This window comes from Candidatus Pantoea persica (assembly GCF_013753875.1).
GTDB classification, from domain to species: Bacteria; Pseudomonadota; Gammaproteobacteria; order Enterobacterales; family Enterobacteriaceae; genus Pantoea; species Pantoea persica.
Genome location: NZ_SMDS01000010.1, coordinates 26,401 through 45,757, shown reverse-complemented (window position 1 = coordinate 45,757; position 19,357 = coordinate 26,401). Strand labels below are relative to the sequence as shown.

16 protein-coding genes and 6 pseudogenes are annotated in these 19,357 nt (G+C 57.3%); 15 read left to right on the top strand and 7 right to left on the bottom strand.

Annotation, left to right across the window (positions count from 1 at the left end; all coding sequences use genetic code 11):
• Positions 1-103: 103 nt before the first annotated feature.
• From cysB to EIO60_RS02210, 3 genes are all read left to right on the top strand, one after another.
• Complete coding sequence (cysB, locus tag EIO60_RS02220; RefSeq protein ID WP_258575797.1) at positions 104-1,078, top strand: HTH-type transcriptional regulator CysB; 975 nt, start codon at positions 104-106, stop codon at positions 1,076-1,078.
• Positions 1,079-1,571: 493 nt separating this feature from the next.
• Positions 1,572-1,691, top strand: coding sequence for a YmiA family putative membrane protein (locus EIO60_RS02215; protein WP_258575796.1), 120 nt, complete (start codon positions 1,572-1,574; stop codon positions 1,689-1,691).
• A 42-nt stretch (positions 1,692-1,733) separates the two neighbouring features.
• Complete coding sequence (locus EIO60_RS02210; protein ID WP_258575795.1) at positions 1,734-1,913, top strand: YciX family protein; 180 nt, start codon at positions 1,734-1,736, stop codon at positions 1,911-1,913.
• 204 nt (positions 1,914-2,117) lie between these two features.
• Here EIO60_RS02210 and ribA read toward each other — a convergent pair whose 3' ends face one another.
• Complete coding sequence (ribA, locus tag EIO60_RS02205; protein WP_258575794.1) at positions 2,118-2,714, bottom strand: GTP cyclohydrolase II; 597 nt, start codon at positions 2,712-2,714, stop codon at positions 2,118-2,120.
• Positions 2,715-2,944: 230 nt separating this feature from the next.
• On the opposite strand from ribA, the gene pgpB reads away from it, so the two are divergent.
• The 7 genes and pseudogenes from pgpB to EIO60_RS02170 all read left to right on the top strand — a co-directional run bounded on the left by pgpB (position 2,945) and on the right by EIO60_RS02170 (position 7,195).
• Positions 2,945-3,709, top strand: a complete 765-nt coding sequence (gene pgpB, locus EIO60_RS02200) for a phosphatidylglycerophosphatase B (RefSeq protein WP_258575793.1) — start codon at positions 2,945-2,947, stop codon at positions 3,707-3,709.
• 128 nt (positions 3,710-3,837) lie between these two features.
• A complete protein-coding gene (locus EIO60_RS02195; RefSeq protein WP_258575792.1) occupies positions 3,838-4,146 on the top strand; it encodes a LapA family protein in 309 nt (102 codons plus the stop codon).
• A gap of 6 nt (positions 4,147-4,152) precedes the next feature.
• The gene (gene lapB / locus EIO60_RS02190; RefSeq protein ID WP_258575791.1) at positions 4,153-5,322 is read left to right on the top strand and encodes a lipopolysaccharide assembly protein LapB; all 1,170 of its coding nucleotides are present in this window, start codon (positions 4,153-4,155) and stop codon (positions 5,320-5,322) included.
• Positions 5,323-5,508: 186 nt separating this feature from the next.
• Positions 5,509-6,240, top strand: coding sequence for an orotidine-5'-phosphate decarboxylase (gene pyrF / locus EIO60_RS02185; RefSeq protein WP_258575790.1), 732 nt, complete (start codon positions 5,509-5,511; stop codon positions 6,238-6,240).
• 22 nt (positions 6,241-6,262) lie between these two features.
• Positions 6,263-6,379: pseudogene (locus EIO60_RS02180) on the top strand (SUI1 family translation initiation factor); the annotation flags it as partial.
• Between the two features lie 103 nt (positions 6,380-6,482).
• Positions 6,483-6,868 (top strand): annotated as a pseudogene (locus tag EIO60_RS02175) (class II aldolase/adducin family protein).
• 156 nt (positions 6,869-7,024) lie between these two features.
• Positions 7,025-7,195, top strand: coding sequence for a hypothetical protein (locus tag EIO60_RS02170; protein ID WP_258575789.1), 171 nt, complete (start codon positions 7,025-7,027; stop codon positions 7,193-7,195).
• A 218-nt stretch (positions 7,196-7,413) separates the two neighbouring features.
• Here EIO60_RS02170 and EIO60_RS02165 read toward each other — a convergent pair.
• From EIO60_RS02165 to EIO60_RS02150, 4 genes and pseudogenes are all read right to left on the bottom strand, one after another.
• A pseudogene (locus EIO60_RS02165) lies at positions 7,414-7,678 on the bottom strand (YbdD/YjiX family protein).
• A 12-nt stretch (positions 7,679-7,690) separates the two neighbouring features.
• A pseudogene (locus EIO60_RS02160) lies at positions 7,691-8,769 on the bottom strand (carbon starvation CstA family protein); the annotation flags it as partial.
• Positions 8,770-8,950: 181 nt separating this feature from the next.
• Positions 8,951-10,885, bottom strand: a complete 1,935-nt coding sequence (locus tag EIO60_RS02155; protein ID WP_258575788.1) for an exoribonuclease II — start codon at positions 10,883-10,885, stop codon at positions 8,951-8,953.
• 122 nt (positions 10,886-11,007) lie between these two features.
• A pseudogene (locus EIO60_RS02150) lies at positions 11,008-13,018 on the bottom strand (FdhF/YdeP family oxidoreductase).
• Positions 13,019-13,267: 249 nt separating this feature from the next.
• Between EIO60_RS02150 and EIO60_RS02145 the strand changes: the two are divergent.
• Positions 13,268-14,738, top strand: a pseudogene (locus tag EIO60_RS02145) (PTS transporter subunit EIIC).
• Between the two features lie 232 nt (positions 14,739-14,970).
• Here the strand turns inward: EIO60_RS02145 and fabI are convergent.
• A complete protein-coding gene (fabI, locus tag EIO60_RS02135; protein ID WP_258575787.1) occupies positions 14,971-15,759 on the bottom strand; it encodes an enoyl-ACP reductase FabI in 789 nt (262 codons plus the stop codon).
• A gap of 225 nt (positions 15,760-15,984) precedes the next feature.
• On the opposite strand from fabI, the gene EIO60_RS02130 reads away from it, so the two are divergent.
• Positions 15,985-16,293 carry a hypothetical protein gene (locus tag EIO60_RS02130; protein WP_258575786.1) on the top strand — a complete coding sequence of 103 codons (309 nt, stop codon included), beginning with the start codon at positions 15,985-15,987 and terminating at the stop codon, positions 16,291-16,293.
• A gap of 574 nt (positions 16,294-16,867) precedes the next feature.
• Here EIO60_RS02130 and pspF read toward each other — a convergent pair.
• Complete coding sequence (pspF, locus tag EIO60_RS02125; protein ID WP_258575785.1) at positions 16,868-17,884, bottom strand: phage shock protein operon transcriptional activator; 1,017 nt, start codon at positions 17,882-17,884, stop codon at positions 16,868-16,870.
• 162 nt (positions 17,885-18,046) lie between these two features.
• Here pspF and pspA point away from each other — a divergent pair, with 162 nt between their 5' ends.
• From pspA to pspC, 3 genes are read left to right on the top strand one after another with little or no spacing between them, the layout of a single operon-like run.
• Positions 18,047-18,712: a phage shock protein PspA gene (pspA, locus tag EIO60_RS02120; protein WP_258575784.1), complete on the top strand. Its 666-nt coding sequence runs from the start codon at positions 18,047-18,049 to the stop codon at positions 18,710-18,712.
• A gap of 37 nt (positions 18,713-18,749) precedes the next feature.
• Positions 18,750-18,968: an envelope stress response membrane protein PspB gene (gene pspB / locus EIO60_RS02115; RefSeq protein ID WP_258575783.1), complete on the top strand. Its 219-nt coding sequence runs from the start codon at positions 18,750-18,752 to the stop codon at positions 18,966-18,968.
• 2 nt (positions 18,969-18,970) lie between these two features.
• Positions 18,971-19,318 (top strand): envelope stress response membrane protein PspC, encoded by a 348-nt coding sequence (gene pspC / locus EIO60_RS02110; protein ID WP_258575782.1) that lies wholly within the window; start codon positions 18,971-18,973, stop codon positions 19,316-19,318.
• Positions 19,319-19,357 lie beyond the last annotated feature (39 nt).

Genomic DNA, 19,357 nt, shown 5'->3' with positions numbered 1-19,357 from the left:
AGCATTTCCGACATGTTCCTACGCCTTGCTTTATTTCTCACCGATACGGCGCAAATACGTCAATCGGGGATGCCGCTCTGTAGCTTACTGGGATGGAACAGATATGAAATTGCAGCAGTTGCGCTATATCGTCGAAGTGGTTAATCACAACCTCAACGTCTCTTCGACGGCAGAAGGACTCTATACCTCGCAGCCCGGCATCAGTAAGCAGGTGCGCATGCTGGAGGATGAGCTGGGCGTGCAGATATTCGCGCGCAGCGGCAAACACTTGACGCAAGTGACACCGGCTGGTGAAGAGATTATCCGCATCGCGCAAGAGGTCTTGTCGAAGGTTGACGCCATTAAGTCAGTGGCGGGCGAGCATACATGGCCAGACAAAGGGTCGCTCTATGTCGCCACCACCCATACGCAGGCGCGCTATGCGCTGCCCGGCGTCATCAAAGGATTTATCGAGCGCTATCCACGCGTCTCGCTGCATATGCATCAGGGGTCGCCGACGCAGATTGCCGAAGCGGTCTCTAAAGGCAACGCAGACTTCGCTATCGCCACCGAAGCGCTGCATCTCTATGACGATCTGATTATGCTGCCGTGCTACCACTGGAACCGGGCGATTGTGGTCACGCCCGATCATCCGCTGGCGGGCAAAGAGCAGGTGACAATTCAGGAGCTGGCGGATTTTCCGCTGGTCACCTACACCTTCGGCTTTACCGGCCGCTCGGAACTGGACACCGCCTTCAACCGCGCCGGGCTGACACCGCGTATTGTCTTCACCGCCACGGATGCAGACGTGATTAAAACTTATGTTCGCCTCGGTCTTGGGGTGGGCGTTATTGCCAGCATGGCGGTCGATCCCCATGCCGATCCCGACCTGGTGCGCATTAAAGCCGACGATATTTTCACCAACAGCACCACCAAAATTGGCTTCAGGCGCAGTATCTTCCTACGTAGCTATATGTATGATTTTATTCAGCGCTTCGCGCCGCATTTAACACGTGAAGTGGTGGATGCCGCCGTCGCGCTACGCTCCAACGAAGATATCGAAGCGATGTTCAAGGACATCAAGCTACCCTTTAACTAAAGAATGAGACTCATTAAGGTTATTTAAGGCTGCCCAGGGCAGCCTTTTTTGACATGCAGGTTAGCGCCACCGGTATATCGACAAAGTTGATTATTTTTTTGTAATTGAAACATCGATCACATGTTTCCCCGTTAGCGTTTCTTAAAATGAGAGACAATATACAAAATTTACCCTGCCGCTTTGCGCCCTGCAAAGATTATTCCTAGATTCTAGTTTAGATTTGATGTGAAAGCGCTTTTATCAGACTTCTTTAAGTTTACTTGGATTTTAACTGGCCTTATAGCAATTTAACTCAAATTTGCAACGCAATAATTCAATTAAGGAAACTTGTCGCGATTCATTATTTCTTGCGTTATCTGGAGATTTTGATAAATAGCTTTAATCGTTGTACTCAATAAAAATAACTGGGTTTTCGGCTTTAATGATTTTAGGATTCGTCCTAAATCTTAATCGATGTTATCAATCGTTTTATTGAGGGTGATTGCCAGAAACTGTGGCCACGAGACTGACTGTACAACCCGGCTTCCGGGCAAAAAGCACTAAGGTTAAGTGCTCTGCTAGTATCCGCCGTAAAGCCTGGCTTACCGTGTTTACTGCTTCTGTACTGTTCTAGGTGGTAGTGGCATTGATAATCTGGCGTCTATGGGGTTAAACCATGTGGGCAAATGCACTCAGCCATAAACGATTGTTGACCGCGCCGCAACGTAAAGCGACAGCCTGCAAAAACAAAGAGAATAATGTGACGGAACACAATGTGATGATTCCCGACAGCTGGGAGCTGAATGACAATCAGCATCGTTTCATCGAGTCTTTCATGGACTTGAAAGCTAAATAAAAACAAACGTCATCACCTTTGATGGCTACAGAATTTTTTACGCTCAAATTTGGGAGGAGTGACTACGAATATTATCAAGATGTCTTGCTCGTCCTGCCTTAATACGCACCTCATCCCTGAGGTGCTCTGTTATCAGGCCGCTGCGCTGTTTAAAACGGCGCGACGATGTGCTCCACGGCGCCTGGCGCTTTACGGCCAGCGCGGTTACTCCGACTTCGGCAGCAGATGCCCCATCTTTTCCGCTTTGGTATCCAGATAGTGCGCGTTTTCTGGGTTGCGGCCGACAATCAGCGGCACGCGCTCAACGATATTGATGCCCGCTTCGCTGAGGATCTCCACCTTACGCGGATTGTTGGTCAGCAGACGCACTTCGTTGACGCCCAGCAGCTTGAACATATCGGCGCACAGCGTGAAGTCGCGTTCGTCCGCGGCAAAGCCGAGCTGGTGGTTAGCTTCCACCGTGTCGTACCCTTTATCCTGCAGCGCATAGGCGCTAATTTTGTTCAGCAGACCAATATTGCGGCCTTCCTGACGATGGTAAAGCAGCACGCCTCGACCCTCTTCGGCAATGGCATTCAGCGCCGCTTCCAGTTGAAAACCACAATCGCAGCGTAAGCTGAACAGCGCGTCGCCGGTAAGACATTCCGAATGGACGCGCGCCAGTACGGGCGTGTTATCGCTGATATCGCCATAAACCAGGGTGACGTGATCGTGACCGGTTGCCAGTTCTTCAAAACCTACCATAAGGAAATCGCCCCAGGGCGTGGGCAGTTTGGCTTCTGCCACCCGTTTAAGCTGCATGTGACTCTCCAGAACCTACAGAGGATGCGCTATTCTGAAACAGCGCGCAGGCCAACTATGGGCTGACAAAATTGGCAATATTGTGCCACAACGCGAAGTTGGGCTGGTAATTTGTCAGAACGATTGTAGTGATAAAGCACAATTATCCAAGGCGCAACATGTTATGTTATTATTTTTAAAAATAAAGTTATTAGCGAGCGGCAGATTACAGCCAGACGAAGGGAAAAAGAATGCTTGACATTTTACGGCGCACAACGGCAGCCATGCTGCTGCTGATGATTATTCCGGCAGTGGCCTGGCTCTCCGGCTGGCAGTGGCAGCCGGGTGAAAGCAACGCGCTTCTGCGCTTCCTGTTCTGGATGACGGAAACGGTCACGCGCCCGTGGGGCACGCTGACCAGCCTGCCGCTCAGCCTGTGGGTGCTCTGGTGTCTGCGCTTTCGTCTCAAGCCGGCTTTGCTGCTACTTTTGATCATGAACGTCACCGTACTTACCGGCCAGTACACCAAATCCTATATTAAAGATCAGGTGCAGGAGCCGCGTCCCTATGTAGTCTGGCTAGAGCACCATCACGGACTGGACGAGCGCGAATTCTACAGCATGACGCGCGAGGCGCGCGGCCAGCGGGTGGACGAGCTGCTCGCCAGCGATCGGGTACTGCCGGGCTGGCTAAAGCGGCACTGGGCGTTTGAAACCGGCTTCGCGTTTCCTTCCGGCCATACGCTGTTTGCCGCCAGCTGGGGGCTACTGGTGATGGGGCTGCTCTGGCCGCGTCGCCGCTATATCACTCTGGCCGTGGTCGGTCTCTGGGCGGGCGCGGTGATGGCCAGCCGTTTGCTGCTCGGTATGCACTGGCCCGGCGATCTGGCGATGGCGGTTCTGCTGGCCTGGCTGCTAGTAACGATAGCGACCTGGCTGTCGCAGCGTTTTTGCGGTCCGCTAACCTTGCCGCCGGAAAAGCGAAAGGAAGTAGCGCAGCGGGAAAGCGGATTGTAATTCGGCGAGCTATCCCCATATTATTGATTGCGCTTGCGTAACGATCTTTCGCCCCGTGCTGCATGGAGCAGCATTGTTGCCGCTTTTTTGGCATACTTCTACTGGATAACCTCACAACAGGATGCACTGTGAAATATTTGCTGATTTTCTTAGTAGTATTGGTCATTTTTATCATCTCCGTCACCTTAGGCGCGCATAACGACCAGATTATCACCTTCAATTATCTGCTGGCGCAGGGCGAATTCCGCATCTCCACGCTGCTCGCCGCGCTGTTCGGCGCAGGCTTTGTGCTAGGCTGGGCCATTTGCGGCCTCTTCTGGCTGCGCGTCCGCGTCTCGCTGGCGCATGCTCAGCGCAAGATAAAACGCATGCAGGCGCAACTGGAAAAAGGCGTGCCGCCCGTGGCCTCTTCGACTGCCGTCGCAGGCCGGGAATAACACTCCATGCTTGAACTGCTTTTTCTGTTGCTGCCGATCGCAGCGGCTTACGGCTGGTATATGGGGCGACGTAGTGCGCAACAGGACAAGCAGCAGGAGGCAATCCGCTTGTCGCGGGATTACGTGGCGGGCGTCAACTTTCTGCTCTCCAACCAGCAGGATAAAGCGGTCGATCTCTTCCTCGACATGTTGAAAGAGGACAGCGGAACGGTCGAGGCGCACCTGACGCTGGGCAACCTGTTCCGCTCGCGGGGCGAGGTCGATCGCGCCATTCGCATTCATCAGTCGCTGATGGAGAGCGCCTCGCTGAACTACGACCAGCGACTGCTGGCGATCCAGCAGCTGGGCCGCGACTATATGGCCGCCGGCTTTTACGACCGCGCCGAAGATATGTTCAAGCAGCTGACGGACGAGACCGACTTTCGCATCAGCGCCCTGCAGCAGCTGCTGCTGATCTATCAGGCCACCAGCGACTGGCAGCAGGCGATTGAGGTAGCGGAACGGCTGGTGAAGCTCGGCAAAGAGAGACAAAAGGGCGAAATCGCCCACTTCTACTGCGAGCTGGCGCTGCAGGCGATGAGCAGCGACGATCTCGACCGCGCCATGAGCCTGCTTAAAAAGGGCGAAGCCGCCGATCGTCAGAGCGCGCGCGTCTCGATTATGATGGGGCGTATCCTGATAGAAAAGGGCGATTATGCCAGAGCGATTGAACATCTGCAGCGCGTGCTGGAACAGGACAAAGAGCTGGTGAGCGAAACCTTGCCGATGCTGGAGACCTGCTATCAGCGCCTTAACCAGCCCGACGCCTGGGCGACGTTTCTCCAGCGCTGCGTCGAGGAGAACACCGGCGCGGCGGCAGAACTCTATCTCTCCGATATCCTCGAGCGCAAAGAGGGGCCGGAAGCTGCTCAGCTCTATATCAACCGCCAGCTGCAACGTCATCCTACGATGCGCGTGTTCCATCGCCTGATGGATTACCACCTGCATGAGGCGGAAGATGGCCGTGCCAAAGAGAGCCTGATAGTGCTGCGCAATATGGTGGGCGAACAGATCCGCACCAAGCCGCGCTATCGCTGCCAGAAATGCGGCTTTACCGCGCACGCGCTCTACTGGCACTGCCCATCCTGCCGTACCTGGTCTTCCGTGAAGCCGATTCGCGGGCTGGACGGCCAGTAGCCGCGCGCGAGTCGGCGCCGACCTTTTTAGTAGTTATAACATATTTGAAGAGTTAAACACTCACGATGCAGCTGATGGCCGCGCAGGGAAACGGACGGCCGCAAACGTTGTCCATCACGCGTCGCGCGGGTAGAATGCTTGCCGTTTGTCTTACAGGCACGCCGCCGTCAACCGCGAGGAACCGCTATGCCCCTGTCGCCAACTGAAACCGCTTCGCCCATTCTGGTGGCGCTCGACTATCACGATCTCGACAGCGCGCTGCGTTTCGTCGACCAGATTGATCCCGCGAGCTGCCGACTAAAACTCGGCAAAGAGATGTTTACGCTGTTCGGTCCGTCGCTAGTGAAAACCCTGCAGCAGCGCGGCTTCGAGATTTTCCTCGATCTTAAATATCACGATATTCCCAACACTACCGCCCATGCGGTGGCCGCGGCCGCCGATCTCGGCGTCTGGATGGTCAACGTTCACGCCAGCGGCGGGGCGCGCATGATGAACGCGGCGCGCGAAGCGCTGCTGCCCTACGGCAAAGAGGCGCCGCTGCTGATCGCGGTCACCGTCTTGACCAGCATGGACGCCGACGATCTGCTCGGCCTCGGCATCACCCTGTCGCCCGCCGAGCAGGCGGAGCGGCTGGCGAAGCTGACGCAGGCGTGCGGACTGAACGGCGTGGTCTGCTCGGCGCATGAAGCTGCGCGTTTCAAACAGGCCATCGGCGAAGATTTCGCGCTGGTAACGCCGGGTATCCGACCGGCAGGCAGCGACGCCGGCGACCAGCGCCGCATCATAACTCCGCAGCAGGCGCAGCAGACGGGCGTGGACTATATGGTGATTGGGCGTCCCATTACCCAGTCAGCCGATCCGGCGGCGACGCTTGCCGCGATTCTGACCAGCCTTCGAGAGCGTCATGAGCCGCGATAATCCTCAGGTTTACTCAATCGAAACTGGCCGCAAAGGCAAGGGCGTCTGCTTGATCACCGGTTTCGATCTGGATGACGACGCGCTGGCGAAGCTGGGCGCGGAGCTGAAGAAGAAGTGCGGCTGCGGTGGCGCGGTCAAAGTTTAGCGATCAGCCGTTTTCCGCCTTTTTTCAGCCAATCGCTCCATAACGTTTTCAGGCTGAACTGCACAATTCAGGGATTAACTTGAGCCAGGACACGAGAATGCTGGAGCAACTGAAACAGCAGGTTCTGGAAGCGAACCTGGACTTGCCGCGCTACAACCTAGTCACCTTTGCCTGGGGCAACGTCAGTGCAATCGATCGCGAGCAAGGCGTGTTGGTGATCAAGCCTTCCGGCGTCAGCTATACCGGCCGCGTCATTATTGAGAGCTTTGCCCAGCGCGCGCGCTCTCCCACCGCCATCCCCGCCGTGCTGGTGAACTCGCATGAGCCGTTCGCCTGGGGCCGCGACGCTTACGCCTCCGAGCACAGCGCCGTGGTGCTGGGGGAGGTCGCTGTATGGGGCTGTTCAGTCAGCAGCTATGGCCGGATCTGCCGCCTATCAATCAGACGCTGCTCGATTTGCACTACCTGCGCAAGCACGGCTAAAACGCCTGGTACGGCCAGAAAGCGTAGTCCGCTGCATCGTCGCCCTGGCTGACGGCCAGCGATCGACCCTCCGTCTTCACTTCACATCAATGCCAACATCCTCCAGGCCATAACCAAAGCGCGTCGCAAAATAAGGCACCTCTGCGCAGACCGAGCGTGCAGCAATGCCGCGTTTGCCTCTCTGTGCTTGCCCGCCGCACCCTGCCTCAAATCGCCACTCAAATGCACGCAGCATGCGGCCTGAAGCCTTTGTATGGCGAAGGCGACCAAATTAATGAAACATGGTTTCTGCAAAAATTAAAACAGCGCTTCACTTTTGCGATTTAATCACTGTTTTCCGCTGCAACACCCCGTATTCAACAACGTTTGCCCTTGTTCATCGGTCATGGAAACGTCCTCCGGGGGAGTGCTCTGCTGGCATTATCTCATTATTTTATCAACAGTATTCGGTATCTCACCTCAGAACAAGAGGCCAGCCAATATATTTTCCAGTCTGGTAAAGAATGGCACAAAAAGACCCCGCGTCGCGGGACCGAACATTCTGCTTAATAAGGACATTTCCTCAGCTTTACCCGCCTGACTGGGGAACCGGGCGTCAAGACAGTAACTATGGAATTCGCGCTCACTCATCGGCGGCAGATCCGGGTGATGCTGCCGCATATGCTGAAGATAATTTTGATAATCCTGGACCCCGACCATCAGACGGAAGCTCTGCTGCAGCCCGTGCCACAGCCGCCGCGCGGCGGCCGACAGCGCGTCACCCAAGCCCAGGCGCGCCGGACGGGTTGCGCGAAACACGGTGTCAGACATGGCGCGCCTCCTGATTACCTGCGAGGCGCTCTCTACCGTGGTCCGATCAACGCCACAGGGGAGTTCATGGCGAAGTAGACACCCGGATCGATCACCGAGGCGCAGAGCAGCGCCATAATGGCAACAAAGGATTCCATCAGCATCGCGCCATAGCCGATAAAGCGGATATGGCTTTCACGCTCCACCAGCCTCGGTGTGGTGCCGCTGGAGACCAGCGCGTGGAAGCCGGAAGTTTCATCTCCGGCAGGGTGAACAGAATGCCGACCGCCAGCCCGACGATCACGCCGATTTTCAGGAAGGTGGAAAGGTATTCGCGCGGCGCCAGCAGCAGCACCTAGGTCAGCGAGGTGCCTTTCAGGGTAAAGAAGGGGCCCCAGTAGGGGGATCCTACGCCACGTTGCCGCCAAAGATAATCGCCGCCATCATCAGCACGAAGCCGATCAGCGACACCTCGGCGATTTTGCCCGGACGGCTAAAGCGCATATAGACGCCCATCAGCAGCGCGATGGGTATGGTGGCGGCGATGGTGAAGAGCTCCCACGGCGAGTCGGCCAGCGCTTTCACCACCAACAGCGCCAGCGCGGAGACGATAATGATCATCACGCCCAGCATGGTGATAACGCTAGCGAAGGCGTCCAGCTCCTGGCGCGCCATCTCGCCCAGCGAGCAGCCGTCACGGCTGGGTGGAGATAAACAGCACCAGAAAATCCTGCACCGCGCCCGCCAGGATCCAGGTAGTGCCGGGCAGAAAGCCCATCTGCGCCGCCAGAATCGGGCCGACCAACGGCCCCGCGCCGGCGATAGCGGCGAAGTGATGGCCAAATAGCACTCACTTGTTGTGTGGACACATAATCGAGCCCGTCGTTGAACCGCTCGGCGTGCGGGCGTGCGGCGGCGATCGTCCAGCTCGAAAATATTGCGGGCGATAAACAGACTGTAAAAACGGTAGGCGATGCTATAGCAGACGACGGCGGCGACCACCAACCATACCGCGTTGACAGGCTCGCCGCGATTGATCGCCAGCATGGCGAAAGCGCCCGCGCCGATTAACGCCACGGCTAACAGACAATGCCGATTTTGACGTTCTTCATGACCTCACTCCTTATATGAACCGAAAAGACGTTCAAAGACAACGAGCTAAAGGTAATATAATGGAATGTAAGTGAAAGTTAATCAATCAAGAAGTGTGAAGCGGGATACAAATATCGCATCGCGGAGAGGGCTATGGGCTAAAATGCGGGATAACAGAGGTTATCCCGCAGCCTTTCATGCTCAGACGGCGGGGCGCGCCACGACGCTGCGCGTTTCCATACGCACTTCAGCAATGGTCACGTCAATCACGTCGGTGACGCGATAGGCGATCTCGCCTTTGATCTGCACGGTGCCGTTCTCCTGGCTGCACACCAGCTCGTCGCGCACCGCGTGGATAAAGGGCGCCGAGATAAAGGCGACTGCGCCGTTCTCCAGCAGGCGCACACGCATGCCGCCGCGCGACACGTCTATGATCTCGGCGCTGAACTTGCGGTCAGTGCCGGCGTGCGGCGCCAGCCAGCGCGCATACAGCCAGTCGCCGACGTCGCGTTCCGCCATACGTTTCAGGCGACGACGCTCGCTCATAATGGTGGTTAACGCCTCATCCGGACGTGCGCCTTGCTCGCCGCGGATAATCGCCTTCAGCAGACGATGGTTGATCATGTCGCCCGACTTACGGATTGGCGAGGTCCAGGTTGCGTAAGCATCCAAGCCTAGGCCGAAGTGGGGACCCGGCTCGGTGCTGATTTCGGCCAACGACTGGAAGCGGCGGATGCGGCTGTCGAGATACTGCGTCGGCTGTGCGTCGAGCTCGCGGCGCAGCTGGCGGAAGCCTTCCAGCGTGGTAATGGCGGCGGCGTCCACGGTCACGCCGTGATTCGCCAGCACCGCGGCAGCCTGCTCGGCGTTGGCGGCGTCGAAGCCGGTGTGCACGTTATAGACGCCAAAGCCGAGCTTCTCGCGCAGCACTTTACCGGCGCAGACATTGGCGAGGATCATCGCCTCCTCCACGATTCGGTTGGCGATACGGCGCGGCGCGGCGACGATATCCAGCACTTCGCCTTTTTCGCCCAGCACGAAGCGGTAGTCGGGACGATCTTTAAACACCAGCGCGTAGTTGTGACGCCATTCGCCGCGCGCCAAGCAGATGCGGTGCAGCAGACGAATTTGCTGTGCAATTGCCTCGCTCTGCGGCTGCCAGTCGCCGCGGTTCTCCAGCCAGTCGGAGACCTCGTCGTAAACCAGTTTGGCTTTTGACTCGATCCACGCGGCGAAGAAGTGCACGTCGTCGCCCAGCAAGCCATCCTGCGCGACGGTGACGCGGCAGCACAGCGCCGGACGGCGCGCGTTGGGGCGTAGCGAGCAGACGTCGTCGGAGAGTTCGCGCGGCAGCATCGGGATATTGAAGCCCGGCAGGTAGTTGGTGAAGGCGCGCTGCGCCGCCAGTTTGTCCAGCTCGCTGCCTTCCGGCACGTAGGCGGTGGGATCGGCGATGGCGATGGTCAGGCGCAGTGTACCGTCAACGTTCTCTTCAACATAGAGCGCGTCGTCCATATCTTCGGTGCTGGCGCTGTCGATGGTGACGAATTCCAGCGCGGTGAGATCTTCTCGCGTCAGCTGCTCGTCCTGCATGTCGCCGAAGCCCACGATCGGCGCTTCACGCTCGAGGTTGTGGCGCGACAGGGTGACCCACCAGGGCGCGAGGTGGTCGTCGGCCTTCACGATAAATTCAGTCAGTTCGGCATAGAAGCCGCGAGCGCCTTTCAGCGGATGGCGACGCATTTCGGCAACGGCCCAGTCGCCTGCCTGAAATTCATGGCTCAGGACACGCACCGGACGGCAAGGAATGGCATCTTTTAACAGCGGGTGATCCGGGACGATAGAGAGGCGGTCATCTTTCTTCTGCACGCGGCCGACAAAGCGGCTGAGGAAGGGTTCAATCAGCGTTTCCGGCTCGGCGCTTTCGCGGTCCTTGTCACTGTGGATGATGGCGGAGATACGATCGCCATGCATCACTTTCTTCATCTGCGGCGGCGGAATGAAATAGCTTTTCTGCGCGTCGACTTCAAGAAAGCCGAAACCTTTTTCGGTGCCTTTGACAACACCTACAGCGCGAGGCGTCTGCGCGTGAAGCTTTTCTTTAAGCTGCGCGAGCAGCGGATTATCCTGGAACATAGTCAGTATCGTTTCGTGGTCTAAGAGCGGCTGCTAGTTTTACGCGAATCAGGGGCGCGCGGCAAGGCAAAAAGGGGTAAAAAAGCCAGATTAACCGGCTTTTAGCTGTGATACGTTTGACCTTACGCAATGCGCTGGGTCGGCTGGGCGATGGAGAGTTCCGGCTTCACCGGAACAGATTTCGAGGTCGGCGTGCCGCTGCCGTCGCCGAAGCTGTTCAGCGGCACCAGCTGGTTGGTTTCCGGATAATAGGCCGCGAGGTTGCCGCGCGGAATATTATAGAGCACCAGCTTGAATTGAAGCCGCTGACGCGACGCGAAATGCCGTCGTTCCACAGGGTCTCGATATCCACTTCCTGTCCCTCTCAGAAGCCGAGCGACTGCATATATTCCGGGTTGATAAACACTACTTCGTGCTGGCCGTAGACGCCGCGGTAGCGATCGTCGAGGCCGTAAATGGTGGTGTTGTACTAATCGTGCGAACGCAGGGTTTGCAGCGTAAACGGCACTTCCGGCAGATCCTGCGGGAACAGAGAGGCGGGCAGCGCCGCGCTGCTGAATCCCGCTTTCTGCGTCGGCGTGTTGAAGCGTAGCTCTGCCGCCGCGTTGCCCAGATAGAAGCCGCCCGGCTGATCGCACCTCGCGTTGAAGTCGGCGAAGCCCGGAATCGTCGCGGCGATATGGTTGCGGATCAGGTTGTAATCGCCAGCCAGATCGCGCCATTTCACCTTCTCGTCACCCAGCACCGCGTGCGCGATGCCCACCACGATAGCGTTCTCGGAGCGCTGCGTGTCCGCCAGCGGAACGCCGACGCCTTCAGAGGCGTGCACTATGCTGAAGGAGTCTTCCACGGTGATGAACTGGTTGCCGTTCGCCTGGATACGCCTAGATATCGCGCTCGGTGCGGCCCAGCGTCGGCAGGATCAGGCTTTCTGCGCCCGGCACCAGATGGCTGCGGTTGAGTTTGGTGCTGATGTGCACGGTCAGGCCGCAGCGCTGCAGCGCTTCTTCGGTAAGCGGCGAGTCCGGTGCGGCGGCCGCCAGGTTGCCGCCCTGCGCGATCAGCACTTTGATCTCGTCGCGCAGCATGGTGTTCAGCGCTTCAACGGTATTGTGGCCGTGCTCGCACGGCGGCTCGAAGCCGAAGTGGTTGCCCAGCGCGTTGAGAAACGCCTTGTTAGGCTTCTCGTCGATGCCCATAGTGCGGTTGCCCTGCACGTTGCTGTGGCCGCGCACCGGACAGAGGCCAGCGCTTTTTTGCCCAGCAGGCCAAACAGCAGCTGCAGGTTAACGATTTCGCGCACCGTATCCACCGAGTGCTTGTGCTGGGGATGCCCATCGCCCATGAGCAAATCAAGCGGTCAGCACTCTGATAGATGGCGGCGTCTTCACGGATCTGCGCTTCGCTCAGGCCGACGGCTGCACGATCTGCATCCAGTCGGTGCGGTCTACCACGTCGAAATAGGCTTCCACGCCGTGCGTGGTGGCGTTGATAAAGGTTTCGTCAAACAGGCCTTTCTCGCCGGCGGTCACGCGCGCTTTGCCGACGCCGATGCTGCGTTTCAGGCCGGTGCCGCTCGCTTCGTGGCACATATTGGAGCAGTCGGGGAAGTTGTTGGTACCCACCAAGCGGCCGAACAGCTGATAGAGTCAGGAGACCTCGTTGCTGGCGCGGCCGGAGGTGTAAAGCTCCATCTGGTTTGGGTTGTCCATCGCTTTGATATGCTGCGCGATCAGCGCAAAGGCGTAGTCCCAGCCGATCGGCTCATAGTGATCGGTTTCGGCGTTGTAGCGCAGCGGATGGGTCAGGCGGCCCTGATATTCCAGGAAGTAGTCGCTCTGCGCATAGAGTTTGGTCACGCTGTGCTGGGCGAAAAAGTCGGTATTGACCACGCGGCTCGTCGCTTCCCAGGTCACCGCTTTGGCACCGTTTTCACAGAAGTTGAACGTGCTCTTGTCGTCGTCGCCCCAGGCGCAGCCCGGGCAGTCGAAGCCGCGCGCTTTGTTCATGCGCATCAGGTTGCGCAAGTTTTTCAGCGCGGCTTTGCTGTCGAGAACGAAACGGGGGTAGCTTCCAGCGATCCCCATCCGCCGCAGCGGCGCGATAAGGTTTAATTTTTCGTTTAAATTTCATGGCGAGTGCAGGCTTATATTTTTGTAGGAAGTTTGTTATCAGGTTATAATCCTGATGATGAGGGATGTGTGCGACTGCAATCATAAGTTGTCTAATTGATTGACTTAATGGTGCGATAGCCCGCGTTTATCGCGCCAGCTGGCAAAGTATGGTGGTGTTCAAAATTTACTCGCAGATAACCTGAAGGTAACGGGAGTTACCGCCGCATCGGGTCAATACTTTCCCTTTCTTATCGAAAAGGCGCTCCCCATGACACAGCTCACCAGCCAGCTCCATGCGTTTGGCAAAGCCTTAATGATGCCGATCTCGGTTATCGCCGCTGCGGGGATCTTCCTCGGGCTGGCGGCGGCGATGCGAAACCCGGCGATAGCCGGCGACGCCTTTGCACAGATGCAGGTGCCGCAGCTGATCATCGGCTTTATCCGCAAGTGCCGGGCGCGCTGTTCTCCAACCTGCCGGTTTTCTTCGCGGTCGCCAGCGCCATTGGCCTGGCGAAGGCGGAGAAGCCGACCGCGGCCTTCACCGCTGTGATTGGCTATATCGCCGTAAACGTCGGTATTAACGCGACGGTGGCGGCGAAAGGGCTGACAGCGGCCACTACCACGCCAGAGGCGCTGCAGCAGGCGGGCCTCGATAGACTGCGGCGATGATGAACTCGGCAGAATATATCGAGATGCTGGACATCTTCACCTATAACATGAGCGTGCTGGGCGGCGTGATCACCGGGCTGCTGACGGTGGTGCTGCACAACCGCTTCTATACCCAGCAGCTGCCGACCGCGATCAGCTTATTCGGCGGCCGTCGCTTCGTGCCCATCGTGACCATTGTCTTTCTGCCGCTGGTGGGCGTGCTGCTGGCGCTGATCTGGCTGACGCTCGGCGCAGGCATCGCCTGGGTCGGCCAGATGATCGGCAAAAGCGGCCAGTACGGCGCCTTTCTACTTGGCGCGGTGGAACGCATCCTGATCCCCACCGGCCTGCACCATATTTTCAATGAGACCGTGCGCTTTACCCCGATTGGCGGCATTGCCATGGTAGACGAGCAGACGCAGGTAGGCGCGCTCAATATCTTCAACGCCTCGCAGATCCATCTCGGCACGGTGCCCGACGACGTGCTGCGCAACGCCACGCAGTTTCTGGCGCAGGGCAAAATTCCGGTGATGATGTTCGGTCTGCCCGCCGCCGCACTGGCGATCAACCATACGGCGCGCCCTGAGCATAAGACGCGTTGCTACATGCGCTGCTTACCGGCCTCTCCTTTATGCTGATGTCGATGCTGCACCTGATGATTGGCAACGTGCAAGGGCGGCATTATCGATCTGATCGTCTTCGGCGTGCTGGGCGGCAGCAAAACCCACTGGTGGTGGACGTTGGCGCTGGGAGCGGTTTACGCGCCGCTCTACTACTATGGGCTTCGCTTCGTGACTACGCGCATGGGCGTGTAAACGCCGGGACGCGAGTCGGAAGAGGAGAAGCCGTAGCAGCAGGTGGCGGCAGACGAAAGCACCCAGGTGATCATCAGCGGCCAGGGTAACATCGAAGAGATGGACTGCTGCTTTACCCGCCTGCGTGTGCGGGTGAAGGATATGAAAGAGGTGGTAGATCAGACGCTGCTCACCACCGGGGTCAACCGCGTCAGCGAGCACGACATTCAGGTGATCTACGGCCCGCAGGTGGATAAAATCGCCAATGAGGTGAAAACCGCGCTTGGTGTGGCCTGAGCAGGAGTGAGCAGTAATTAGGTCTACACTTAACAGAATGGAAGCCAATAAGGGTCAGCGTCGCCGTCAGGCGATCGGGAAACAGCAGCTGGCAGAGATCGCGCGACGCCAGCAGTATCGGCTGCAGCGCGTGCGCTTCCTGCTGCAAGCCGAGCAGGAAACGATCGTTGAAGGTGGGAAAATTGCGCAGAAGCGGAAAAGAAAAGGGCGAGCCAGGCTCGCCTTCAGAAATTTATTTCAGTTCCAGTTCGTTCATCGCGGCGATGCTGAAGCCGCCGTCAACGTGAACCACCTCGCCGGTGATGCCACCAGCCAGGTCAGAGCAGAGGAACGCGGCGGAGTTGCCGACGTCTTCGATAGTGACGGTGCGGCGAATCGGAGTGACCGCTTCGCAGTGCGCCAGCATCTTACGGAAATCTTTGATGCCAGACGCCGCCAAGGTACGGATCGGACCCGCGGAAACAGCGTTGACGCGCACGCCTTCCGGACCCATCGCGTTCGCCATATAGCGAACGTTGGCTTCCAGTGACGCCTTTGCTAGGCCCATCACGTTGTAGTTCGGGATGGCGCGCTCTGCGCCCAAGTAGGAGAGCGTCAGCAGGGCGGAGCCCGGGTTCAGTATCTCGCGGCACTCTTTCGCCATCGCCACAAAGCTGTAGGCGCTGATGTCGTGAGCGATTTTAAAGCCTTCGCGGGTTACGGCGTTCACATAGTCGCCATCCAGCTGGTCGCCCGGGGCGAAACCGATGGAGTGAACAAAGCCGTCAAATTTCGGCCAGGTTTTCGCCAGTTCAGTAAACAGCGATTTGATGCTTTCGTCTTTAGCCACATCGCACGGCAGAACAATGTCTGAACCCAGTTCTTTAGCAAATTCTTCCACCCGACCGTTCAGTTTGTCGTTCTGGTAGGTGAAAGCCAATTCTGCGCCCTGCTTGTGCATCGCCTGCGCAATTCCGTAGGCAATAGAGAGTTTACTGGCAACGCCAGTAATCAGAATGCGCTTACCGGAAAGAAAACCCATAGCTGTAATCCTTATGGTCATTGTTGTTGGCGGTCGCATTTGCTGGTTAAAAAAAAGGCGACCGACGTTAATCGACGTGCGATTCTAGCACATCTCAGGCAAATGGGGTAAACCAACCTGTTTTAGCGTTCCCGACGCCGGGCTTCTGCCGTCAGTGCTTCGCCAAAATTCGACGCCAGGCAATTTATTGATGACTGCCAGCTGCGACCGCAGCGGAATGATTGCGTGTTAATCGAAAAGCTGGGAATTAATTCGGATCTGACGCGCGAAAAGCTGTCGGCAAATTACCGAGACGCAAGGATTAACGCCATTGTTTCGCTCGACCTGGGCTTAGCGCCGGGTTTTACTCAGCAGAGCCTGCGCCAGATAGATATACCCGTTCTGATCCTTGCCACGCAGGGGGATAATGTAATCAGACTGTCGGCGGCGCAAGAGTCTGGTTATCTGGCCGCCTGGATGCTACGCAGCTTTAACGCATCGCTGATGGAATCGACAGGGGGGCTATTGGCGTGTGAGGCGAACAGGCGATTATGACCGATGCGGTCGAAGAAAAAGTTCGCGCGATTTTCAGCGAGTATGAATGCGAGCCGGTTTATGCGCTGGCTATGAGCCTGCTACAACCACGCGTGCATCGAAAAAGGGCCCGGCGACGGGGCAGAGGTGTACCGCCCCATCTTCAGTAGACTGCGGGGTGGGTGACTAAAGTTTAGTCATCTGATCCCGTACCCTTCACGAAAATGCCTTTCTGACAAATACCTTCCAAAACCTGAAGCGCAGCGGCTTGCCAAAAATCTCTTCAATTATAACTGTATTTATATGCAGTGATTTTTGAAGGGAATTCTTCATGCCGCGCGAGTACGAAAAATAAACAGCATTCCGAAGTGCGATTAAAAGAGCCCAAAAAAGGCCGGTTTACAGTGACTACGGTCGACTTCGTCAAAGAGCTGGAGAAGCTGAACTGGCACTTCACATTGAAAGAAGCAAAAATAAGGCAGAGTCCTTCCCCAAAACCATTCTAAAAAAGCAGTTAAAACAGGCTGCTAAAGAGTAAAAATCAAAGCGAAAAAAACGGGTGGTTTTGATTTAGCTGATTCATTTAAATATTAAATTACTCCCTCTCTATACCGTGCTTCTTCATCATTGCCCGCAGCTGGTGGTAGGTCACGCCCAGCAAGTCGGCCGCGCGGCGCTGGTTATACTTCGCCTGCTCCAGGCTCGTCTCTACCAGCGCGCGCTCCTGCTGGTTCTGCCACTGTCGCAGATCGAGCGGCAGGTCGGGCAGGACACTCGATAGCGGTTGGGATGCCGGTGAGGCGATCGTCTCGGCATCCGCTGCGGGCACCGGCTGCGCGTGCGGCGCAAAGGGGTTAATGATAATCCTGTCCAGCGGCGTCTCGCTGCTGTGGTGGCGATATACCGAGCGTTCCACCACGTTCTTCAACTCGCGCACGTTGCCCGGCCATGACCAGTCGAGCAGCGTCGCCTGCGCCTCGGGGGTAAAGCCGAGAAACAGCGGCAGGCCCAGCTCGCGGCACATCTGAATAGCAAAGTGCTCTGCCATAAGCAGAATATCGCCGCGCCGCTCTCGCAGCGGCGGAAGCTGCACCACGTCAAAGGCGAGACGGTCGAGCAGATCGGCGCGAAACCTGCCCGTCGCCGCCAGCGCGGGCAGGTCCTCGTTAGTGGCGCATACCAACCGCACGTTAACCTGCAGGGCGTGATTGCCGCCGACGCGCTCCAGCTGGCCATACTCAATGAAGCGCAGCAACTTCTCCTGCAGCAGCATCGGCGCGGTTGCCAGCTCGTCGAGAAACAGCGTGCCGCCATCCGCACGCTCAAAGCGGCCCAGGTGACACTTCTGTGCGCCGGTAAAGGCGCCCGCTTCATGGCCGAACAGCTCGGAGTCGAGCAGGCTCTCGTTTAACGCCGCGCAGTTGAGTGAAATAAACGGCCCCTGCCAGCGCTCGGAGAGATAGTGCAGGCGGCTGGCGATCAGCTCTTTACCCGTACCGCGTTCGCCGACCACCAGCACTGGCTTCTCAAGCGGTGCCAGCATGGAAACCTGCTCCAGCATCTCGAGAAAATTGTTAGATTCTCCCAACAGGGTGTCGTTACCGTTCGCCATTATGAAATTCACCAACTGTTAATCAATTTCACTACCTTACGCGACGCGCTGCGCGCTGTAAAATTTAAAAACCATTTAAGTTTAATAAATTAAAAATTGGCACGTTTTTTGAAATGTCAATTGGCGCATCGCGCATCAACATAATTCAAGAGGAGTATAATTATGGGTATTTTTTCTCGCTTCGCCGACATCATTAACGCCAACATCAATTCGCTGCTGGAGCGTGCGGAAGATCCGCGGAAGTTGGTACGCCTGATGATTCAGGAAATGGAAGACACGCTGATTGAAGTGCGATCCACCTCGGCGCGCGCGCTGGCAGAGAAAAAACAGCTTAACCGCCGCATTGAGCAGGCTGAAATCCAGCAGGCGGAATGGCAGGAAAAAGCTGAGCTGGCGCTGCGTAAAGAGAAAGAGGATCTGGCGCGTGCGGCGCTGAGCGAAAAGCAGAAGCTTACCGAACTGATCGCCACGCTGCAGCAGGAAGTGGGGCAGGTTGAAGAGACCCTAGCGCGCATGAAAGGCGAAATTGGCGAGCTGGAAAAGAAGCTGAGCGAAACGCGGACGCGCCAGCAGGCGCTGACGCTGCGTCACCAGGCGGCTTCTTCATCGCGCGACGTCCGCCGTCAGCTAGACAGCGGCAAGCTGGATGAGGCGATGGCGCGTTTTGAGTCCTTCGAGCGTCGCATCGACCATATGGAAGCGGAAGCGGAAAGCCAGCGCTTCGGTAAGTCAAAATCGCTGGATGCGCAGTTTGCCGATCTGCAGGCGGACGATGAGATCAGCCAGCAGCTGGAAGCGCTGAAAGCCAAAATGAACCGCAGCAAATAACCATAACGTTAACTGCGAGACTGATGAAGGATAGTCAATGAGCGCACTTTTTCTCGCCATTCCGCTGACCATATTCGTGCTGTTCGTCGCGCCGATCTGGTTATGGCTGCACTACAGCAACCGGCGCAGCGGCAACGAGCTGTCTGCGGGTGACATCCAGCGCCTGCAGCAGCTGACGCAGGATGCCGAACGCATGCGCGACCGTATCCACGCGCTGGAGTCGATTCTGGATGCCGAGCATCCCAACTGGAGGTAGTCATGATCAAACGCAAGCTGTGGCGCAAGCCTGACGACGGCAAGCTGATGGGCGTCTGCGCCGGGATAGCGGAATATCTCGACATTCCGGTGCGTCTGCTGCGCGTGATTGTGGTGCTGTCGCTGTTTTTCGGTCTGTTTATGATCACTGTCAGCGCCTACTTTATTCTGGGGTTTGTGCTCGACGTGAAGCCGGCCGACGCCGAAGAGGGGCCTGGCGCGCCGAGCGCCGGCGAACTGCTGGATCGGCTGGAAACCGCGCTGCACCGCGACGATCAGAGCGTGCGCGATATCGAGCGCTATGTCACCTCGGAAACCTTTAGTGTGCGCAGCCGCTTTCGTCAGCTCTGATATTTCCTGAATGGAGCCCTGCTGGCTCCTTTATCCTGT